At 61.6% G+C, this 18,054-nt stretch carries 20 protein-coding genes and 1 pseudogene; 12 read left to right on the top strand and 9 right to left on the bottom strand.

Annotated elements, in window-relative coordinates:
- The first annotated feature begins 27 nt into the window (after nucleotides 1-27).
- The 5 genes from PAN31117_RS02380 to PAN31117_RS02360 all read left to right on the top strand — a co-directional run bounded on the left by PAN31117_RS02380 (nucleotide 28) and on the right by PAN31117_RS02360 (nucleotide 4,799).
- Entirely contained in the window at nucleotides 28-840 is an 813-nt protein-coding gene (locus tag PAN31117_RS02380) for a hypothetical protein (RefSeq protein ID WP_246188869.1), read from the top strand.
- Between the two features lie 142 nt (nucleotides 841-982).
- On the top strand, nucleotides 983-1,894 hold the full coding sequence (gene gcvA, locus PAN31117_RS02375; RefSeq protein WP_150736764.1) for a transcriptional regulator GcvA: 912 nt from the start codon (nucleotides 983-985) through the stop codon (nucleotides 1,892-1,894).
- Nucleotides 1,895-1,962: 68 nt separating this feature from the next.
- On the top strand, nucleotides 1,963-2,790 hold the full coding sequence (locus tag PAN31117_RS02370) for a DMT family transporter (RefSeq protein ID WP_150736763.1): 828 nt from the start codon (nucleotides 1,963-1,965) through the stop codon (nucleotides 2,788-2,790).
- Between the two features lie 19 nt (nucleotides 2,791-2,809).
- Nucleotides 2,810-3,697, top strand: coding sequence for an oxidoreductase (locus PAN31117_RS02365; RefSeq protein WP_150736762.1), 888 nt, complete (start codon nucleotides 2,810-2,812; stop codon nucleotides 3,695-3,697).
- 217 nt (nucleotides 3,698-3,914) lie between these two features.
- Nucleotides 3,915-4,799, top strand: a complete 885-nt coding sequence (locus PAN31117_RS02360; protein ID WP_150736761.1) for a haloacid dehalogenase type II — start codon at nucleotides 3,915-3,917, stop codon at nucleotides 4,797-4,799.
- Nucleotides 4,800-4,876: 77 nt separating this feature from the next.
- Here the strand turns inward: PAN31117_RS02360 and ftrA are convergent, their stop codons facing one another.
- On the bottom strand, nucleotides 4,877-5,851 hold the full coding sequence (ftrA, locus tag PAN31117_RS02355; protein WP_150736760.1) for a transcriptional regulator FtrA: 975 nt from the start codon (nucleotides 5,849-5,851) through the stop codon (nucleotides 4,877-4,879).
- 126 nt (nucleotides 5,852-5,977) lie between these two features.
- Here ftrA and PAN31117_RS02350 point away from each other — a divergent pair, with 126 nt between their 5' ends.
- The 3 genes from PAN31117_RS02350 (at nucleotide 5,978) to PAN31117_RS02340 (ending at nucleotide 8,079) form a co-directional block, all read left to right on the top strand.
- Nucleotides 5,978-6,397 (top strand): rhodanese-like domain-containing protein, encoded by a 420-nt coding sequence (locus tag PAN31117_RS02350; RefSeq protein WP_150736759.1) that lies wholly within the window; start codon nucleotides 5,978-5,980, stop codon nucleotides 6,395-6,397.
- 115 nt (nucleotides 6,398-6,512) lie between these two features.
- On the top strand, nucleotides 6,513-7,271 hold the full coding sequence (locus PAN31117_RS02345; RefSeq protein WP_150736758.1) for a PA3715 family protein: 759 nt from the start codon (nucleotides 6,513-6,515) through the stop codon (nucleotides 7,269-7,271).
- Between the two features lie 76 nt (nucleotides 7,272-7,347).
- The gene (locus tag PAN31117_RS02340; RefSeq protein WP_150736757.1) at nucleotides 7,348-8,079 is read left to right on the top strand and encodes an ABC transporter substrate-binding protein; all 732 of its coding nucleotides are present in this window, start codon (nucleotides 7,348-7,350) and stop codon (nucleotides 8,077-8,079) included.
- 6 nt (nucleotides 8,080-8,085) lie between these two features.
- On the opposite strand, the gene gstA is transcribed toward PAN31117_RS02340, so the two are convergent.
- Nucleotides 8,086-8,739 (bottom strand): glutathione transferase GstA, encoded by a 654-nt coding sequence (gstA, locus tag PAN31117_RS02335; RefSeq protein ID WP_150736756.1) that lies wholly within the window; start codon nucleotides 8,737-8,739, stop codon nucleotides 8,086-8,088.
- Between the two features lie 122 nt (nucleotides 8,740-8,861).
- On the opposite strand from gstA, the gene PAN31117_RS02330 reads away from it, so the two are divergent.
- Together PAN31117_RS02330 and PAN31117_RS02325 are read left to right on the top strand one after the other, a co-directional pair.
- A complete protein-coding gene (locus tag PAN31117_RS02330) occupies nucleotides 8,862-9,188 on the top strand; it encodes a winged helix-turn-helix transcriptional regulator (RefSeq protein WP_150736755.1) in 327 nt (108 codons plus the stop codon).
- A 289-nt stretch (nucleotides 9,189-9,477) separates the two neighbouring features.
- Entirely contained in the window at nucleotides 9,478-10,059 is a 582-nt protein-coding gene (locus tag PAN31117_RS02325) for a hypothetical protein (protein ID WP_150736754.1), read from the top strand.
- 78 nt (nucleotides 10,060-10,137) lie between these two features.
- Here PAN31117_RS02325 and PAN31117_RS02320 read toward each other — a convergent pair whose 3' ends face one another.
- The 6 genes from PAN31117_RS02320 to PAN31117_RS02295 are packed head-to-tail and all read right to left on the bottom strand — an operon-like array spanning nucleotide 10,138 to nucleotide 14,545.
- Nucleotides 10,138-10,551, bottom strand: a complete 414-nt coding sequence (locus PAN31117_RS02320) for a RidA family protein (protein WP_150736753.1) — start codon at nucleotides 10,549-10,551, stop codon at nucleotides 10,138-10,140.
- A 36-nt stretch (nucleotides 10,552-10,587) separates the two neighbouring features.
- Nucleotides 10,588-11,316, bottom strand: a complete 729-nt coding sequence (locus PAN31117_RS02315; protein WP_150575826.1) for an amino acid ABC transporter ATP-binding protein — start codon at nucleotides 11,314-11,316, stop codon at nucleotides 10,588-10,590.
- A gap of 14 nt (nucleotides 11,317-11,330) precedes the next feature.
- Nucleotides 11,331-12,290, bottom strand: a complete 960-nt coding sequence (locus PAN31117_RS02310; protein ID WP_150736752.1) for an agmatinase — start codon at nucleotides 12,288-12,290, stop codon at nucleotides 11,331-11,333.
- Nucleotides 12,287-13,000: an amino acid ABC transporter permease gene (locus PAN31117_RS02305; protein ID WP_150736751.1), complete on the bottom strand. Its 714-nt coding sequence runs from the start codon at nucleotides 12,998-13,000 to the stop codon at nucleotides 12,287-12,289. The genes PAN31117_RS02310 and PAN31117_RS02305 overlap by 4 nt, the downstream gene beginning before the upstream one ends.
- Nucleotides 12,990-13,652: an amino acid ABC transporter permease gene (locus tag PAN31117_RS02300; RefSeq protein WP_150736921.1), complete on the bottom strand. Its 663-nt coding sequence runs from the start codon at nucleotides 13,650-13,652 to the stop codon at nucleotides 12,990-12,992. Before PAN31117_RS02300 ends, PAN31117_RS02305 begins: the two co-directional genes overlap by 11 nt.
- A gap of 32 nt (nucleotides 13,653-13,684) precedes the next feature.
- Complete coding sequence (locus tag PAN31117_RS02295) at nucleotides 13,685-14,545, bottom strand: transporter substrate-binding domain-containing protein (RefSeq protein WP_150736750.1); 861 nt, start codon at nucleotides 14,543-14,545, stop codon at nucleotides 13,685-13,687.
- A gap of 250 nt (nucleotides 14,546-14,795) precedes the next feature.
- On the opposite strand from PAN31117_RS02295, the gene PAN31117_RS02290 reads away from it, so the two are divergent.
- Nucleotides 14,796-15,668 (top strand): LysR family transcriptional regulator, encoded by an 873-nt coding sequence (locus PAN31117_RS02290; protein WP_150736749.1) that lies wholly within the window; start codon nucleotides 14,796-14,798, stop codon nucleotides 15,666-15,668.
- Nucleotide 15,669: 1 nt separating this feature from the next.
- On the opposite strand, the gene PAN31117_RS02285 is transcribed toward PAN31117_RS02290, so the two are convergent.
- Entirely contained in the window at nucleotides 15,670-16,578 is a 909-nt protein-coding gene (locus PAN31117_RS02285) for a LysR family transcriptional regulator (RefSeq protein ID WP_150736748.1), read from the bottom strand.
- 176 nt (nucleotides 16,579-16,754) lie between these two features.
- Between PAN31117_RS02285 and PAN31117_RS02280 the strand changes: the two are divergent.
- Nucleotides 16,755-18,011: pseudogene (locus tag PAN31117_RS02280) on the top strand (MFS transporter); the annotation flags it as partial.
- Nucleotides 18,012-18,054: the final 43 nt, after the last annotated feature.

Here is an 18,054-nt window from a genome sequence, read left to right as displayed (position 1 = left end):
CCCCGGCAAATGCCATGAGAGTTCATCGTGAGCACGACGGACGTTTTTCAAGGTGCGGCAATGCTGAACAGATGCATCATGGCGGTCCTCGTCAGTAGCCTTTGCCAATCTGCGTTTTCGCAGTCGGCTGACGATGCGAACAAGAGCAACAATCCGCTCAACCTTGCTACCTCGCTTAATTTTCAGAATTACTACACGCCCAGGCTGTTCGACACTCGGGCGCACACCAATGATTTTCTTGTGCGCCCGACGCTGCCAATTGCTCCCGGAGGTCTCATCGGGTATCCGCAGATTCTGCGAATGACCGTGCCTATCAGCACAAGACCTGCGGGCGATGGCGGCTACACAACAGGCCTGGGTGACATCAACCTATTCGACATCCTCCTGCTAAAGCAGGGCGAGCTCGATATCGGCGTAGGGCCGCTGATCACTTTGCCAACGGCCACCAGTCGCGAACTGGGCACAGGCAAGTGGTCGGGCGGACTGGCCGCTGTTGCCGTGCACGCCAGCAAGGAGGGACTGCTGGGAGGTCTTGTTCAGTGGCAACATTCATTCGCGGGTCAAAGCCAGCGTGAGACGGTTCACACCGCGACGTTGCAGCCCTTTATCATTCGAAACCTTCCTCAGGGCTGGTACTTGCGCTCGACGGGAATATGGACCTTTGACTTGCAGAAAAACAACTATTACATCCCACTTGGCCTGGGCGTCGGCAAAGCGTGGCGAGTCGGGAAAGATATCTTCAACGCCTTTGTCGAACCACAGTGGACGGTGGCGCACAAAGGCGGGGGAGTCCCTCAGTTCGTAGTCTTCGCCGGCCTCAATATCACGTTCGGGAAGTGAAGCCTGCGTCAATGCGGCGCGCCACCGCCGGTCCGCCCGGGTGCCGCAGCAGAAATTTGTCGACTCATCTCGCATCGGTATCTTTTTCATCCATTCCCACCTATCGTGTCATGAGCATTAACTCATCGACAGGATGCCTACGATGCGAGATCTTCCCGCAACCGCTGCGCTGCGTACTTTCGAAGTCGCCACCCGTCACGCCACCTTTACTTCCGCCGCAGCGGAACTTTCTATTACCCAAAGCGCCGTCAGCCATCAGTTGAAGAACCTGGAGGAACGCTGGGGCTTACCGCTTTTCGAGCGCGGCAAAACGCTCAGGCTGACGCCCGCCGGTGCTGCGCTCGCCCCCTTGGTTCGCGAGTTCCTGGGCAAGCTGGAAGCAACGCTTGCGGAACTCCGTGAGCAAAAAGGGCGGGTGAGATTGCGCGTCAACACCACCTATTCCTTCGCGTTGAAGTGGCTACTCCCACGCCTGCCCGATCTGGCGCGTTTGCATCCGGAGATTCTCGTAACACTCGAGAGCTCGGACAAAGCCATCACCTTCGCCAATGGGGACTCCGATGTGGCGATCCGATTCGGCCACGGCAACTATCCCGCACTGCACACCGAGTTCATGTTCCGTGAACAGCTTTTTCCCGTCGCCAGTCCGGCGCTGCTAGGGCGCTTCGGAACACCATCCGAACCGGCTGAACTGCTGCGCTATGCGTTACTGACGCGAGACGGCGCCGACCTCGTACCGAAATGGGATGTCTGGTTCAAGTTGATTGGCGTCCATGCGGATGTGCTGCACGAAAGCGTACGCTTTGCCGACACAAATATGACGATCGAGGCCGCGCTACTCGGGCAGGGAATTGCATTGGCGCGCAGCGGACACGTGGAAAAGGAGATCGGCGACGGCAGTCTGGTGCGACTTTTCAACATCCCGTTTCCTTCCCCGGCGGCCTATTACTTCGTGTGCCCGAAAGGCATCGAAACACAGCCACACATCATGACGTTCCGTAACTGGCTATTGGCCGAGTCACAGCGAGCGCAAGACAGCTATGACAAGCCATGAGCTTTTGCTCATACCATGATGACGACACTTCACTTTTCATCCGGGCAGGTGACACCTAGTATTGGCGCATGCCCAGATATGTCATTTTCCTCACGTTGTTTGCCGCGCTACTGCATGCCGGCTGGAATACGTTGTTGCGTGGTGGCAGCGACCGATTGTGGTCGATGACCGTCATGTGTCTGACGATTGCCGTCACCTGCGCGGCAATCGCGCTGTTTTTCCCGACGCCAGCAAGCGCCAGTTGGCCATACGCGCTTCTCTCCGCTTTGCTTCATGTCGGCTACAACTTGTGTCTCGTCCGCAGTTATCAGCATGGGGATCTCGGGCAGACTTACCCGATTGCAAGGGGTTCTTCGCCGTTGATGGTGACCTGCGCAGCGGCACTCTTTGCCGGAGAAAACATCGGCGCCACTACCGTTGGCGGCATCGCACTGGTCTCATGCGGCATTCTGATGCTTGCGACGAAAGGGGGAAAGCTGGCGACGTCGGGCCTGCGATATACCCTCGCGACGGGCGCATTTATTGCTGCTTATAGCGTGGTGGATGGAATGGGCGTACGCATCGCCGGCAACGCGCTTGCCTACATCGTATGGATGAGCGCACTCTGGGGCGCTCTGATGCCCGCACTCTATGTCGTGTTGCGCGATAGCGGGAGTTTGCTGCGCTGGCGCCCGGGTATGGTCCATGCGGCGCTCGGCGGTCTGATTTCGTTACTCGCGTACGGCATCGTGATCTATGCGATGACCGAGGCCCCCATGGGCGCCGTTTCTGCACTGCGGGAAACCAGCGTTTTGTTCGCTGCCGCGTTGGGCTATTTGTTTCTGGGCGAGACGCTGACGCGCAGAAAAATCCTGGCCTGCGCGCTGATCGCTACCGGCACGCTGATCATCGGTTAATCAAATTCGGGGAACACCAATGCTTGAACATGCCACCGTTGCACTTATTGGTCCGGGCGCAATCGGCACCACCATCGCTGCGGCACTTCATGAGGTCGGCCGGACTCCCGTGCTTTGCGGACGCACTGCGCACTCGCAATTAACACTGCGTCACGACGACGGTCAAATCGTGGTGCCCGGTCCTGTGTTGGTCGACCCGAGGGTGATACGTCGCCCGTTCGGTCTGGTGTTTATCGCAGTGAAAGCCACTCAGATATCCGACTGCGCCGACTGGTTGAAGGCGCTATGCGACGAAAACACCGTAGTGTGCGCACTGCAAAACGGCATCGAGCAGGAAGCCCTCTTGGCCCCCTACGTCAGCGCCACAGTGTTGCCATCGGTCGTATGGTTCCCCGCGCAGCGTGAGCCGGATGCTTCAGTGCGCCTACGCGCCAGGCCGCGCCTCACCCTGCCGGATCTGCCCCAGGCAAGGCGGGTGGCCGACGTTCTCGACGGGACACGCTGCGCAGTAGAGTTGTCCAACGACTTTGCGTCCGTCGCGTGGCGCAAACTGATGCAAAATGCGGCAGCGGGATTGATGGTCCTCGCCAATCGCCGCGCCGGGATGTTCTCGCGTCAGGACATAGCCGAACTTGCCCTGAGTTATCTTGACGAGTGCCTGTCCGTAGCGCGCGCGAGCGGTGCATCACTAAGCGATAGTGTTCCGAAAGAGATCGTCGATGGCTTTCAACACGCCCCTGCGGACTTGGGCACTTCGATACTCGCGGACAGACAGGCCAACCGCCCTCTGGAGTGGGATATCCGTAACGGCGTGATACAGCGTTATGGTCGCCTTAGCGGCATTGCTACACCTATTAGCAACGTGCTGGTGCCGCTGCTCGCGGCAGGCAGCGAAGGACCGGGTTGACGCCGTCGAGCAGATCGGGACGTCGCCGGGCAAAGCGGTTCAACTGTTGCCCCAAAAGCTCGCCTATCTCCGTGTCTGAAAACGTGGGGGCCCCGTCCGACGCACGACGCGCCCACGCGCTACGCTCCTGCAATGGGTCACTACGCCCGGTCATCGTGCCCCTTGCAAGGGGGCGTCTTAGGATCATTCAGGGCAAATCACGAGCGAGCAGCGCAACATGAAACGCGTCACAGCCTTTGCCTCACCTTCCTCGTCCACATTCCCGGACAACAACCGTCGTCGCACCTTCTTGCTGGGGCTTGGCGCCGCAGCAGCCAGCGCCTGCGTACCCGTCGTCGTCGCTGCGTCCGAGTCGCCCGGCACGCCCGCCCATAGAGATGCACCGCCGCCGAATCGCCTTGGCGTCAAAGCGCTGGTCTTCGACGTTTATGGCACATGCACCGATTACTGGTCGACGATTCTGGACAAGGGCAAGGCACTCAATCGTTTGAACGGTGTGGATGTCGATTGGGCGTCAGTCGCCAAAGCGTGGTACGGCCTGTACCCCGACACGTTCCGCGAGGTGGTTTCCGGGGCGCGTCCGTGGCAAAGTCCGTCGCTGCTGCGCGAAGAGGCGCTTGCGCGCGTATTGCAGCGTCAGGGCTATTCGCTCGAACCACGTCAGATCGCCGAATTCAATACCCTCTGGAACGAACTGCGCCTGTGGGACGACGTGCTGCCCGGCCTTGAGCGTCTGCATCCCCGTTACCCGCTCGCCAGCCTGTCGAACGCCGATATGGCCAGCATGGTGGCGTTGTCGCGCTATCGCAAACTGCCGTGGGATCTGGTGCTCACCGGTGAAATCGTCGAGAAGTTCAAACCGGCCGCTGACGTGTACAAGCTGGCGCCGCGCTTCCTGAACCTGAAACCCGAAGAGATCCTGATGGTCGCCTGTCACAAGAACGACCTGACCGGTGCACAGGCCATCGGCATGCGGACCGCGTTCCTGCGTCGCCCGAAGGAGCTGGGACCGGACGGGAAGCCGGACGCCACGCCCGATAGCCGCTTCGACCTCAACGTCGACAGCATGCTCGAACTCGACAAGGTACTGCACAACGTCTGATCCAGCGACAACGGGCCTGCGCCCTCACGGCGCGGGCGATCTGGAAGGCATGCCCGCGCAAGGCGGGGGTTTACCCATCAAACCTTCCGCGTCCGCGCGTCGTGGCCAAACTTCTCCCGATAGGCGGCCGGACTCGTATGGGCGATGCGTCGGAAGTGTCTGCGCATCGATTCTTCCGACCCGAAACCTGCCAGCTCGGCGATGCGCAGCATCGGCATGGACGGCTGCGCTTCGAGCAACTCTCGCGCCACCGCCACACGCTCGTGCGTCAGCCATTCGTAGGGCGCCATGCCGGTAGCGTCCTGAAAATGCCGCTGTAAGGTGCGTGGACTCATTGCCGCCCGCTCGGCAAGCGAGCGCAGAGTGTGCGGTAAGGCCGGGTGTTGGCGTGCCCAGTCGATCAACTTCGCCAGGCGTCCGCTTTCGTCGCGTGGCATTGGCCGCGGCACAAACTGTGCCTGACCGCCCTCGCGGTGCGGGGGCACCACAAGCCGCTGGGCAACACGATTGGCCACTGCACTGCCGTAATCCCGTCGTACCAGATGGAGGAGCATGTCGAGCCCCGCCGCCGATCCGGCGGACGTAATGATCTGACCTTCGTCGACATACAACGCGTCCGACTGCACGCGCACATTCGGGTAGCGCTGCCGAAGCTTCTCGGCGTAGCGCCAGTGCGTCGTCACCGTCTTGCCGTCGAGCACGCCAGCCGCCGCCAATACAAATACGCCCGAACAGATCGAGCAAAGACGTGCGCCGCGCCGATGAGCTGCTCGAATCTTTTTCAACAGTGCCTCAGGCGGCACTTCATCCGGGTCGCGCCAACCGGGCACCACGATCGTGTCAGCACTGTCGAGTCGCCTGAGCGCGTAGGGCGCGGTGACGGTGATGCCGCCGGCCGCACGCAATGGTCCGGGCTCGATAGCGCAAACGCTGAAACGGTACCAGTCGACGCCGAGTTCGGGGCGCTCCAGAGCGAACAATTCGGTGACGCAGCCAAATTCGAACGTACAGAGCCGGTCATAAGCCAGCGCAACGACAAGACGATTTTCCATGGCGTAATGTTACCGGTTATTGTCATTTGCGACACTTATCGGCTTAGCGGTGAAACGGCAAAATGAGGGCTCCCGAATCGCGCCCCCCGGGCACCACGCGTACCGCATCCTCTTTCGACCAAACCTATGTCTACCCTCATCGAGAATAACGCCGTTACCGCCATCCCCGCCGCCGAGAGCACTGCGGCACTCACCCACTTTCGCGCGTCGCTGCAATTCGAAACCGATTGCTCCGATGTTGCCAGTGCGCTGGCAAGCGGATCGCCCGGCTTCGTGTTGCTCGATGTTCGCAGTCCGGCGCTGTTTGCTTCCGGCCACCTTCCTGGCGCCGTGAACTTGATGCACGGCAAGATCATCGCGTCGAAGCTCGCCGACTATTCGCACGACACGCTCTTCGTCACCTACTGCGCGGGACCGCACTGCAATGGTGCAACGCGAGGCGCCATTCGGCTGGCCCAGTTGGGACGGCCAGTGAAGGTGATGATCGGCGGTGTTACCGGATGGCTCGACGAAGGTTTCGACCTTGCAGTAAGCGAACTTGACTGATCGATCCGAGTACGCGTTGACGGGGAAGCTTGCCTTGGAAAACAGTTACGGAGTTCATCGCTCCGTATCAGTAGAATTGATGCATCTTCCCTTCTTCGTTTCTCCAACTGCCCCTATGGCCCTGACTTCACCCACGCTGGCGCGCCGTGCCCTGGCCGCCGCCCTGTTCTGCCTGCCACTGCTTGCCCATGCCGACTGCAAGGATCGTCTGAACGAATGGGCAAAGAGGCTGCAACCGGGACGCACCGTCGACGCTGACTTCGCGACTTGCAAGGTCTGGCCCGCGAACCCGGCACAGACGCTCGCCGTCCTGCCGATGGCGCAGCCGGGCGGCACAGACGACGACAAGGTCTATGACGTGGAAGTCGTCGTCGCCGACAGCCAGAGCGGCAAGATCCTGGCGCACCGCTTCGAGAAGGCCGCGATTACGTCGGACGCCATCATGTTGCGCGGCATTGCCCTCGACACCGCGCCTTGGCGTCTGACGCCGCAGACGGTGGCGTTCGGTGTGCGCACGAACTTCGAAGGGTCGTCGCGCGTGAATCCGTTCTCGCAGACGTCGCTCAGCCTTTACGTCATCGATGGCGCGACGCTGCGCAAGGTCGTCGATAACCTCGCCACGCAAAAGAGCGGCGGCGAATGGGACGGCAACTGTGCTGGCAGCTTCGACGACACATCGCGTGCGGTGTCTGTCGGCCCTGAAGGCAAAAACGGCTATGCGAAACTTGTCGTGAGCGAGAAGACCACCACCACGACCAACAAGCCGACGCGCAACGATTGCGCCAGCAAAGAACGCACCGCCAAGGGCGCAAACGTCACGCTCGAATACGACGGTTCGCGCTACGTCGTGCCAAAGGCGCTCACCGGCGCATGAGGTAACGCCATCGGCATGATTGCCGATATTCTCGAACCGTCACCTTTCACGTTTCCTTTCCTCTTCCGAGTCCATCATGACGCCTGACCGTACTTTGCTCGAAGCGTTTGCACCGACTGGCGTGCTGCGTGCCTGCATCAATCTCGGCAATCCGATTCTCGCGGGTGTCGATGCACAATCGCGTCCCGCTGGCATCTCGGTCGATCTCGCGGGCGCACTGGCAAAGCGGCTCGGTGTCGAACTGAAACTGGTGGTGGTCGACGCCGCAGCCAAATCCGTGGAGACGATCACGAACGAGCAGGCCGACGTGGGCTTCTTCGCCATCGATCCGCGCCGGGCTGCGACGATCGGCTTCACTTCGCCGTACGTCCTCATCGAGGGCTATTACCTTGTGCGCGACGCGTCCCCCTTCAAAACGAATGCGGACGTCGATCATGCAGGCACTCGGGTGGTCGTCGGAAAAGGCAGCGCCTACGACCTGTTCCTGACACGCGAACTCAAGCACGCCGAAATCGTGCGTGCGCCGACGTCGCCGAGCGTGATCAAGACGTTCATCGACACCGGCTGCGAAGTGGCCGCCGGCGTCAAGCAGCAATTGGAACAGGATGTGGCAGACCTCACCGGCTATCGCCTGCTGGACGAACGCTTCATGGTCATTCGTCAGGCGATGGGCGTGCCGATCACGCGCGGCGAAGCGGCGTTGGCTTACCTCAAAACGTTCGTGGAAGACATGAAGCGCGAAGGCTTCGTGGCCAACGCCATGAAGCGACATAGCATCACGGGCGTGAGCGTCGCACCGGCTGAATAAGCGGCATTAAGCGAAATTCAGCGGCCTCATCGCGAGGCCCTCGGCCTCAAGCGCTCGCTGCACGGCGGGACGCGCCAGCACGCGGCGGTACCAGCGCTGCAAATGGGGCAGATCGTCGAAGTGGATGTTCGCCTTGTAGACGGACTGAAGCCATGACGCCTGCCCCCATTGCGTGAGCGTGAACAGGTAAGCATCGGCAACGGTGAAGTCGTCGCCCATCAGATATTCCCGTTCCGCCAACTGCTCGTCGATCCATTTGAAGCGAGCCTCCAGCTTCGGCTTTGCCGACTCGGTGCCGTACTTCCCCGCGAGCACAGCATAGAGCAGCGGAATGAAGCCCTTGTGGATTTCCGTGCTGAGGAAGTTCAGCCACTCCTGAAGTCGGTAGCGATCGAGCGATCCGTTCGCGGGTGCCAGTGCCCGCTCAGGCTTGCGGTCCGCCAGGTACTGCACGATCGCCGGACCTTCGCGAAGCCGGGTGCCGTCAGCCAACTCCAGCAGCGGGACATAGCCGAAGGGACTGAGTGCGTAAAAGTCCCGGCCGTCTTCTGTCGTATGCGTTTTGTAGTCGACCTTCACCAGAGAAAAATCCGCCTCCAGTTCATTGAGCACGATATGAGGCGAAAGCGAGCAAGCGCCCGGCACGTAATAAAGCTTCATGAGGATTCCCGAAGTAGTGGTTCGGGGGGTCATTCTAGGCAAATGGTATAAAAAATAAAGAAGGCACTAAAATGTCATATAAGTACAAAAAATATACCGACTTTTAGAAATGTGAGTGCCTGATGAAAGAGAATCTGTCCGGCTGTTCGGTGGAAGAATCCATGCGTGTTCTCGGCGGGAGATGGCGACTGCTCCTCGTGTCGTATCTGCTCGACGGCCCCAAACGGTTCAACGATCTGCGGCGCGATGTCCCCGGCATTTCGCAGCGCATGCTCACGCTCGACCTTCGTGCGCTGGAGGACGCCGGACTGATCACTCGCACCGTGTATCCGACCTCGCCCGTCAAAGTCGAATATGCGTTGTCGACCGACGGCGAGCGACTGCGTCCCGTGGTCGAAGTGATGAAGGAATTCGGGCTTTGGCTGAAGGCGCGTGACGAGAAGGTCTGAAGCCGAAAAATGTCGGGATATACCCGAAGCCATTCTGACAGTTCATACATCGGGGTCTTGACTGGCGGGCCTGAGCGACGGCGTTATCCGCAATGCAGCATGAACCCCGTACAAATTGGGGTAGCGCGATGCAAATGACTGACTACACTTCCTAAGTGCATACGGCGCGCGGCAAACAGCGCAAGACGGTTCGTAATACAAAGTTTGTGAAGTGAAAAAAGCACGCCGTCCGAAGGTAAAAATGGGGCCAGCGAACTAGCGTTTCCATTCCTTCACGGGAGGCATGTCCATGACGTGCCTAAATAAATGGATGATCGGCGCCTGTGTCGCCACGCTCAGCAGCGTGGCGATTGCTGATGGTGCCAGCACGGGCTCATCCGAACAGATGATGATGGCCAATCTTGGCCCGTCTCCCCTGCCCGTTCGTGTCGAGCCGCCACCGCCCCCTGTGTCTGTCGCAGCGGTCCCGGCCGTTCCCGTCACGCTCTATCCCTTCGGACGCGAAGGGCCTGAAACCCCAGACCGTATCGATGCGATGGCGCGTGCCGACGCCACTGCTCTGCTCTACACGCGCATCGAGGCCATCAACAGCGCGACACCTGTCAACGACAGCCGGCGTGTGGACTGGATCGAGACGTCGCCCGCCCCGTCCGCCGGAAAGGCGCAACAAAGTTATCTAACCATCGGCCCGAACCGATCGCCGCGTCTGTCGATGGTCGAATGGAACAATGTTGACGACAAGCTTGGCTCTGACCCGAAGCGTGGAATATCGCTGAAGACCGACGACTGGACAGTTTCCGCCAGCGCTAAAGTGCCACTCCTCGGACAACACGACATCGGCGCGACCGTGTACGTCAAACGGCGCTTCTAGCCCGCCCGTCTGACCCCGCAAAGCAAAGCGGCCGACGCACACGCGTCGGCCGCTTTTCATTCATACGTCCCCTGCAACTCAAGCGGACGCTTTCACCGCCGTCACATCGATCTCCACCAACCACTCAGGACGCGCCAGCGCCTGCACCACGATGCCCGTCGACACCGGGAACACGCCCTTGAGCCAGCGTCCCATGACGTTGTAGACGGCCTCGCGATAGCGCGGATCGACGATATACACCGTCACCTTGCAGATATCCGCGAGCTGGCTGCCGCATTCGTCCAGCAGCATCTTCACGTTAGCCATGGCGCGTTCGGTCTGTGCCGTCACGTCGCCAATGCCGACGGACTCGCGCGTATCGAGATCCTGTCCGATCTGCCCGCGCAGATAGATCGTGTCCCCGGCGATCACCGCCTGACATAGATCGTTGTCGAGCTTCTGTTCCGGATAGGTCTCGCGGGTGTTGAACTTGCGGATGCGGGTGTGCGTCATGTTGTCTCGTCTTTCTGTTTGAAGTCGACGGCGCAGTCAGTGCGCCAGAATCTTGGAGAGGAAGCGCTTTGCGGCAGGACTGGCGGCTTCGTTGAAAAACACGTCGGTCGGACTGTCCTCGATGATCGCGCCGTCCTCCATGAACACCACGCGATGCGCCACGCGTCGCGCGAAGCCCATCTCGTGCGTGACGACCATCATCGTCATGCCCTCGCGGGCGAGTTCGACCATCACGTCGAGCACTTCGTTGACCATTTCCGGATCGAGCGCCGACGTCGGTTCATCGAACAGCATGGCCATCGGGTCCATCGACAACGCCCGCGCGATGGCGACGCGTTGCTGCTGACCGCCCGATAATTGCCCCGGATACTTGTGCGCGTGCGCCGACAGCCCCACGCGATCGAGCAACGCCCGCGCCTTGGTGCGCGCAGAATCGGCGTCGCGCCCGAGCACGATCTGTTGCGCGAGCGTGAGATTGCGCGTCAGATCCAGATGCGGGAATAGCTCGAAATGCTGGAAGACCATGCCGACCTTGCTGCGCAGCTTCGGCAGATTGGTCGACTTCGCGGTGAGCGACGTGCCCGCCACCACAACGTCGCCCTTCTGGAACGGCTCCAGCGCGTTGACGGTCTTGATCAGCGTCGACTTGCCCGAGCCGGATGGCCCGCACACCACCACGATCTCGCCTTTCCCGACATGCGTCGAGCATTGCTTGAGCACGTGGTGCGCGCCGTACCACTTGTCGACGTCGCGAATCTCGATGATGGGTTGTGCGGTGCTCATTTGTCGTAGTGCCCTGCGCGAATCGACGCGCCGATCAGGTTGAGGATCAGACGGCCGGCCGTCACGCACGAAATCAGGTTCGCGTCATCCTTCTCCGGCTGAATCTCGACGATGTCCATGCCGACCACGCGCCCCTTGCGCACCAGACCGTGAATCAGCTTGCGCGCCTGCACGAAGGTCACGCCGCCCGGGGCCGGACCGGCCACCGCGGGCATGGTCGACGGATCGAGTCCGTCGGCGTCGATGGTGAGGTAGTAGTTGCCGCCGTCGGGAATGCGATCGAGTACGGCGTCCATGCCGATGTCGTGCAATTCGTACGCCGTCACCAGCTCTGCACCGTACTCGCGGGCCGCCGCCAGGTCCGCCGGACGGCCGCTGCCCTGTGCACGCAATCCGATCTGGATGATGCGATCCACGTGCGCCATTTCCGACGCCCGGCGAATGGGGCTCGACAAGCCTTCGCGCACACCGTTCACTTCGTCGCGCCAGTCCAGATGCGCATCGATGTGCACCAGCGTGATCGGCCCTTTCTGATCGAGACCGCGCAGTACGGGCGTGGTGATGCCGTGGTCGCCGCCGAGCACAATGGGCATCGCACCACCCGCTGCGATACGACGTACCGCCGCTTCGGCGCGTGCATAGTGTTCGCCCGGCTTCGACAGGTCGGGCACGATGTCGCCGCAGTCGACGAAACGAATGTCCTTGCGTCCTTGCAGCAGCGGGCCGTCGATATCGAAGTCGTAGTGTTCGGGACGGCGCACCACACGGTCCGTCGCCTGACGAATTGCGGACGGCGCATTCGTCTGATCGTTGCTGAAGTCGGACGCAGCATACGGCGCGCCGTACGGCATACCGAGCACAGCGATATCGGCCTTCAGGTTGTCGATGTCGAGATCAAGCTCCGAGTACAGCAGCGTCGGATGGCCTGTGCGTGGGGCAACGGTGTAAGTCGTCATGAGAGTTGTCCTTTTCCTTTGGCGGGGAGTGTCGAGAAAGCGACGGCGTCGGGTGTGCGGGTACGTCGCCCGACCACGGTTTCCAGACGCCGCCCCACACCGGCCAGCAAGACGCTGCTGAGCCAGTAGATCAATGCCGTCGTGCCGAGCACTTCGACGTAAGCGAACGTGTTTGCGGTGAGCAGATTGCTCTGATAGGTCATCTCCGGCAGGCTCATCACCGAGAAGATGGCCGAGTCCTTGAACATCATGATCACGAGGCTTGTCGTCGGCGGAATCAGAAAGCCGAACAACTGCGGCGCGATGATGTGACGCTGCGTCTGCCAGTAAGTCATGCCCAGCGAGAGCGCCGCATGCGTCTGACCGCGCGCCACGCTGCGCAAGGCCGCACGCAGGATTTCGCAGAAATAGCCGCCGGTATAGAACGCCGTGCATCCCACCGCGACCGTCATGGCCGACGCGCTCACGCCAAGCTTGGGCAAACCGAAGAACGACAGATAGACGAGGATCAGATACGGGATGTTGCGCACCAGCTCGACGTAACCGAGCGCTATCGGACGCAGCAACGTGCGCGACTGAGCGGCGTAGGCGGCCGCAATGCCGATCACGATGCCGAGGGGGATACCGGCGAGGCTCACGAGCGCAGTGACGCGCAGGCCTTCGAGCAGAACGGGAATCGCTTCTCGGACGATGGAGAAATCAATGGCCATGGGGCAACATCCTCGATACGCGGCGCTCGCACACACGAGACGCGGCCGAAATGCAGAACAGCAACACGAAGTACACGGCGGCCGTGATCGCGAAGACCTGCAACGGCAGATCCGTCTGCAAGGTGGCATTGCGTGCGACCGTCGCGAGTTCCGGCACGGCGATGATCGACATCAGCGACGACGCCTTGAGCAGAATCGTGAACTCGCTGGTCAGCGGCGGAATGGAGCGGTAGATGACCTGCGGCAGCAGCACATGTCGCCACACCTGCGTCGCGCGCATGCCCATCGCGTAACCCGCGGCGCGTTGTCCATAAGAGATCGTGCCGAGGGCACCGCGCAGAATTTCGACGATGTAAGCGCTCGTGTTGCAGGCGAGCGCCGCCACGCCGGCGGTGACGGGCGAGATCGAAAGATCGAATATCGCGGGCACCATGTAGTACGCAATGAGCATGTGGATGAGCGCCGGTGTGCCGCGAATCAGACTCACCCACAGCACCACCAGCGAGCGCAACGGCGCAAACGGCGAGATGCGCATGAGAAGCAGCACGATCCCGAGCGCCAGCCCGATCGCGAAGGCACCGGCCGACGCGGCCAGCGTGATCGCCGTTCCCGAAACTACGCCTTCGAGAAACGGTTGAATCACTCCGGCCATGCCGCCAAAGCCGTCGACGATGACGGCGGAGGTCAAATCGCCCCCTGCGGCAGGTAGTTCTCGCGCGGCGTATCCATCGGGCCGCCGAACCACTTTTTCTGCAGCGCGGCGAGCTTGCCGTTTGCGCGGAATTCGTCGAGCGAGTCGTTGATGAACTTGCGAATCTCGAGATCGTTCGGATTCGCCACCCATGCCAGCAGCTTCGGCTGACCGATGGTGCCCGCGATGCGGAACGCATTCGGCTGCTTGCGCATCTGCACAGCGGCGATGTTCGACGGCATCAGCGCCACGTCGATGGTCTTGTTGGCGAGCGCATTGGAGACGTCCGGATAGGCCTGGAACAGACGCGTGCCCGCGTAGCCCTTGCCCGTCTTCTCCTTGAGTTCCTTCTCGAACTCGTCCGCCACCGGCTGGGACGACGAGCCCATCTGTGTGCCGATGGTCTTGCCCGCGATATCCATGCCGCTCTTGATCCCGGTCTCGTCGACGCGCACCATCAGCACCGAGCGCACGACGCCGACCGGCTGGCTGAACGCGAAGCGCTTGGCGCGCTCCGGCGTGATGCCGACGCTCGTCGCTACGAAGTCGAACTTGTGCGACATCAGGCCCGGCAGCAAGCCCTGGAACGGCAGGTTCATCTGTTCGAGCTTGACGCCGAGCTTCGCGGCCATCGGTTCGAGGACATCGTGCCCATACCCGACCACTTGTCCGTTTTCGACATATTCGAACGGCTCGTAAGCCGCCTCGGTGCCGACCGTCAACTTGCCGCGCTTCTTGATGTCGGCGAGCGTGCCACCTTCGGCGAACGCCAGCGTCGGCACGACTGGGAGCGCCAATGCGGCGCTCGATGCAAGCGTCGCCTTTACAAAGGATCGTCTGGACCAGGTCTTCATAGCTTGCCTCGCGTCATGTGGGTAGGGTCTTGATCCGGCGCGTCCGGTCTGTCGGTGTCGTTGCGTCTGTGTCCGGGGAAAGTCGCGCCTCTGCAATTCAATGTATGCGGGCAAAAAGATCATGAAAAATGATTTTTTTATTGGTATGGTTTCGAAAAACGAAACCTTTTGAAACCGACCGCCCGGCGCGGGTTGTGCGGGTTTTCATGGGCCAGCCAGAGCCGACCGACAGGGCAAATGGGAGCAGACAGTGGCGAATAGGGACTTCAGCGAGCGCGATCTGCGCTCGTTGCGCATCTTCTGTGCCGTGGCGCAGGCGAGCGGCTTTGCTGCGGCGGAGAAGCAGTTGAACATGTCAAAGGCATCGATCAGTCGACATATCCGCGAAGTCGAGGAGACGCTGGGCACGCGGCTATGCGAGCGCGGGCCGTCAGGCTTCGTACTGACGCACGCGGGCAAGGTCGCACTGGAGTTGGCGCGCGATGCGCTGAAGTCGCTGGAGCGCATCCGCCCGGAGATCGATGCCGTGCGCGGCGTGCTCTCGGGCACGCTCTCAATCGGCATGGTCGAACACATTCTGTCGGACGTCGGTTGCCACATCGCCGAGGCGCTCGACGCACTCAAGACGCAAGCGCCCGACGTGAAAGTCGAGTTGACGGTGATGACCTTCAACGAACTCGACCTCGCCCTGCGCGAGCGTCGCGTGCAGATCGCGATACGCGGGATGTACCGGCGCGAAGCCGGTTTTCACTACCAGCCGTTGTTTATCGAGCGTCACCAGTTGTACGTTGCGCGGCACCGCATGAAGGACGCCCCGACGTTGCCCCTCGTCTACCGGACACAGCCGTTCGTGCACGAAGCGCTCAATACGCTGGGACTGACGCGCGGACCGACGGCGTCAGGGCTGGAAGCCGTCGCGATGCTGGTGCTGTCGGGTCACTACGTGGGGCTGTTGCCGCAGTACTACGCAGCGTCGTTTTCGAAGCGGCATGCGCTGGCGCGCGTGCCCTCAGGACCGGAGTACGAGAACGCGATCAGCGCGATCACGGAAGCGTCTCGGCCGCGCACGCGAGCACTGGATCTCTTTCTCGATCTGCTCGCGCAATTTCATCCGGGGGAGTGAGTCATTGCGGCTGATCGAATTGCGCGTACGACGTCACAGCGGCGGTCTGCGTGATCTGTGCGATGAGTTTCGAGACGGCCAGCGATGGCTCGAAGCTGCGGAACACCGCCGAGATTTCCGAATGGATCGGGGGCCCCGCCAGCGGCTTGAAGACGACGCCTGGAATCGCTGTCGCACCGACGAGGACGTCCGGCACGATGGCCACGCCCTCGCCCAGCGCCACGGCCGTTAGCACGGCGACCAGCGAGCCCGGCGCGGACCCGATCACCGGCGTGAAGCCCCCGCGACGCGCCACCTCGAACGTTCCCAGCGCTTGTTCGGGATTGATGAAACGCTCGCCGTCGAGCGACTCCGCATCGATCGCGCCGGACTGCTTCACCAATGGATTTCCTGCCGGAAGCGCCACGCAGAAGCTGTCCCGAAACAACACGTGCGCGCGATGCCGGTTATGAAGATTGATCGGCATCCGAACCAGTGCAATATCGATACGATTGTCCACGAGCATGGCGGGCGATTCGTGTTGCGAGACCTCGCGCGCGGTGACGATTACGCCCGGCCATGCCTGACGGAACGCGGCCAATTGCGATTGCAGAACGCCCGAGTACACCGCCGAGCCGACGTAGCTGATTTCGACGCGCCCCGTCTCGCCACGTCCGGCACGCTGTCCTGCCAGCACGGCCCGTTCGGCCTGCGCAAGCACCTGCTTCGCTTCGAGCAGAAACATCTCCCCGGCGGGTGTCAGGCGCACATCGCGACGGCTGCGCGCGAACAACTGCACACCCAGCATGCGTTCGATGTCCTGAATCTGCACGGTGAGCGTCGGGGCCGCGATATCCAGCGCTTGCGCGGCGCGTCCGAAGTGCAGCGTCTGCGCCAGCGTCACAAAGTAGCGAAAGTGCCGAAGTTCCACGAAATCCTCTCGGTTTGTTAAGCGTGCCTGGCCATGCTACCGCGCGGCCATGCGGGCGTCATTGTCGATTTCATTAGGTTTTACCTAACAACTTCGCCGATGCCCGGCAATGACTCGGCAGCCCCCTGCGTGGTCGAATACTCCCACTCGAATCGCAGTCGTCCGACGTGGAATTTATGTCAACGCAAAACCCCGATAACGCTTCGAACGCGAGCGCCGCCTCGTCGTCGACGGGCAGCCTCGCGCTGCTACTCACCGCATCCACTGGCTGCGCGATGACGGTGCTCGACACCAACGTCGTTGGTGTCGTTTTGCCGACGATCTCGACGCAATTGCATGCGAGCTTTGCGCAAGTGCAGTGGGTAATCGGCGCTTACGTGCTGTGTTTCGCTGCGCTGCTACTGCCCGCTGGCTCTATCGCTGATCGCTTCGGGCGCCGTCGCGTGTTTCTCTGCGGCATCACCGGCTTCGCGGCGGCATCGCTCGCGTGCGGTCTGTCGCCCACGGCACAGTGGCTCTACATCGCGCGTGCTGCGCAGGGCGTCGGTGCAGCGTTTTTGCTGGCCCCGGCGCTCGCCATCATCGGCCACGGTTTCCACGAAAAAGAGGCGCGTGCCCGGGCGTGGGGGCTGTGGGGCATGGTGATGGGCCTGACGATGGTGCTCTCGCCACTCATCGGCGGCGTGATTGGCGACACGCTCGGCTGGCGCTGGGCGTTCCACGTCAATGTGCCGATCTGCGCTGCGCTCGCACTCGCCGTGGTTCGTATCGTTCCCGAGTCGAAAGCGGAGGGCCAGCGGCGTGTCGACATTCCCGGCATCGCTCTGTTCGCGAGCGCAATGTTCTGCGTGACGTGGGCACTGATCGCAGCGCCTGCCGCTGGCTGGACCAGCCCGGGAATTCTGACGCGCTTCGCCGCCGGTGCCGTGCTCTTCGCGATCTTCGCGGGCGTGGAGCGTTCGCGTGCGCAGCCGATGCTCGATCTGTCGCTGTTCCGCTCGTGGCCGTTCGCCGGAGCAACGCTCGCCATGTTCTCGTACGCTGCCTGTGCGCAAGTAATGGCCTCGCTGCTGCCGCAGTTTCTCCAGAACGCGCGAGGGGAATCGGTGCTCGGTGCAGGCATCGCCATGCTGCCTTTCGCGATTGCCATGTTGCTGCTTCCGCAGATCGGAAGGCGGTTGTCCGCACGTCTGCCGTCGCACCGGATTCTCGTGCTGGGACTCGCCCTGACGGGGCTGGGCAATGCCGCCATGGCGTACGTGTCGGTACAGGGACTTTCCCATTCGGCGCTGTCGCTGACCGGCGCGATGTTCGTGCTCGGCAGCGGCGGCGGGTTGCTCAACGGTGAGACGCAGAAAGCCATCATGGGGACCATTGCCCGGGATCGCGCGGGGATGGCGTCGGGCATCAGCACGACGTTCCGCTTCTCCGGCATTCTGCTCGGCTACACGGCGCTTGGTGCAGTGCTGAGTGCCG

Source organism: Pandoraea anapnoica, assembly GCF_902459765.1.
Taxonomy (GTDB): Bacteria; Pseudomonadota; Gammaproteobacteria; order Burkholderiales; family Burkholderiaceae; genus Pandoraea; species Pandoraea anapnoica.
This window is presented reverse-complemented; position numbering and strand designations above follow the sequence as displayed.

What these genes read in the sequence shown, in the direction of transcription:
- PAN31117_RS02345 (WP_150736758.1), top strand. Translation starts at nt 6,513, where the DNA reads ATGGCCCTGACTTCACCCACGCTGGCGCGCCGTGCCCTGGCCGCCGCC.
- PAN31117_RS02350 (WP_150736759.1), top strand. Translation starts at nt 5,978, where the DNA reads ATGTCTACCCTCATCGAGAATAACGCCGTTACCGCCATCCCCGCCGCC.
- PAN31117_RS02365 (WP_150736762.1), top strand. Translation starts at nt 2,810, where the DNA reads ATGCTTGAACATGCCACCGTTGCACTTATTGGTCCGGGCGCAATCGGC.
- PAN31117_RS02360 (WP_150736761.1), top strand. Translation starts at nt 3,915, where the DNA reads ATGAAACGCGTCACAGCCTTTGCCTCACCTTCCTCGTCCACATTCCCG.
- PAN31117_RS02305 (WP_150736751.1), bottom strand. Translation starts at nt 13,000, where the DNA reads ATGGCCATTGATTTCTCCATCGTCCGAGAAGCGATTCCCGTTCTGCTC.
- PAN31117_RS02310 (WP_150736752.1), bottom strand. Translation starts at nt 12,290, where the DNA reads ATGACGACTTACACCGTTGCCCCACGCACAGGCCATCCGACGCTGCTG.
- PAN31117_RS02295 (WP_150736750.1), bottom strand. Translation starts at nt 14,545, where the DNA reads ATGAAGACCTGGTCCAGACGATCCTTTGTAAAGGCGACGCTTGCATCG.
- PAN31117_RS02330 (WP_150736755.1), top strand. Translation starts at nt 8,862, where the DNA reads ATGAAAGAGAATCTGTCCGGCTGTTCGGTGGAAGAATCCATGCGTGTT.
- PAN31117_RS02370 (WP_150736763.1), top strand. Translation starts at nt 1,963, where the DNA reads ATGCCCAGATATGTCATTTTCCTCACGTTGTTTGCCGCGCTACTGCAT.
- PAN31117_RS02340 (WP_150736757.1), top strand. Translation starts at nt 7,348, where the DNA reads ATGACGCCTGACCGTACTTTGCTCGAAGCGTTTGCACCGACTGGCGTG.
- PAN31117_RS02320 (WP_150736753.1), bottom strand. Translation starts at nt 10,551, where the DNA reads ATGACGCACACCCGCATCCGCAAGTTCAACACCCGCGAGACCTATCCG.
- ftrA (WP_150736760.1), bottom strand. Translation starts at nt 5,851, where the DNA reads ATGGAAAATCGTCTTGTCGTTGCGCTGGCTTATGACCGGCTCTGTACG.
- gcvA (WP_150736764.1), top strand. Translation starts at nt 983, where the DNA reads ATGCGAGATCTTCCCGCAACCGCTGCGCTGCGTACTTTCGAAGTCGCC.
- gstA (WP_150736756.1), bottom strand. Translation starts at nt 8,739, where the DNA reads ATGAAGCTTTATTACGTGCCGGGCGCTTGCTCGCTTTCGCCTCATATC.
- PAN31117_RS02300 (WP_150736921.1), bottom strand. Translation starts at nt 13,652, where the DNA reads ATGGCCGGAGTGATTCAACCGTTTCTCGAAGGCGTAGTTTCGGGAACG.
- PAN31117_RS02325 (WP_150736754.1), top strand. Translation starts at nt 9,478, where the DNA reads ATGACGTGCCTAAATAAATGGATGATCGGCGCCTGTGTCGCCACGCTC.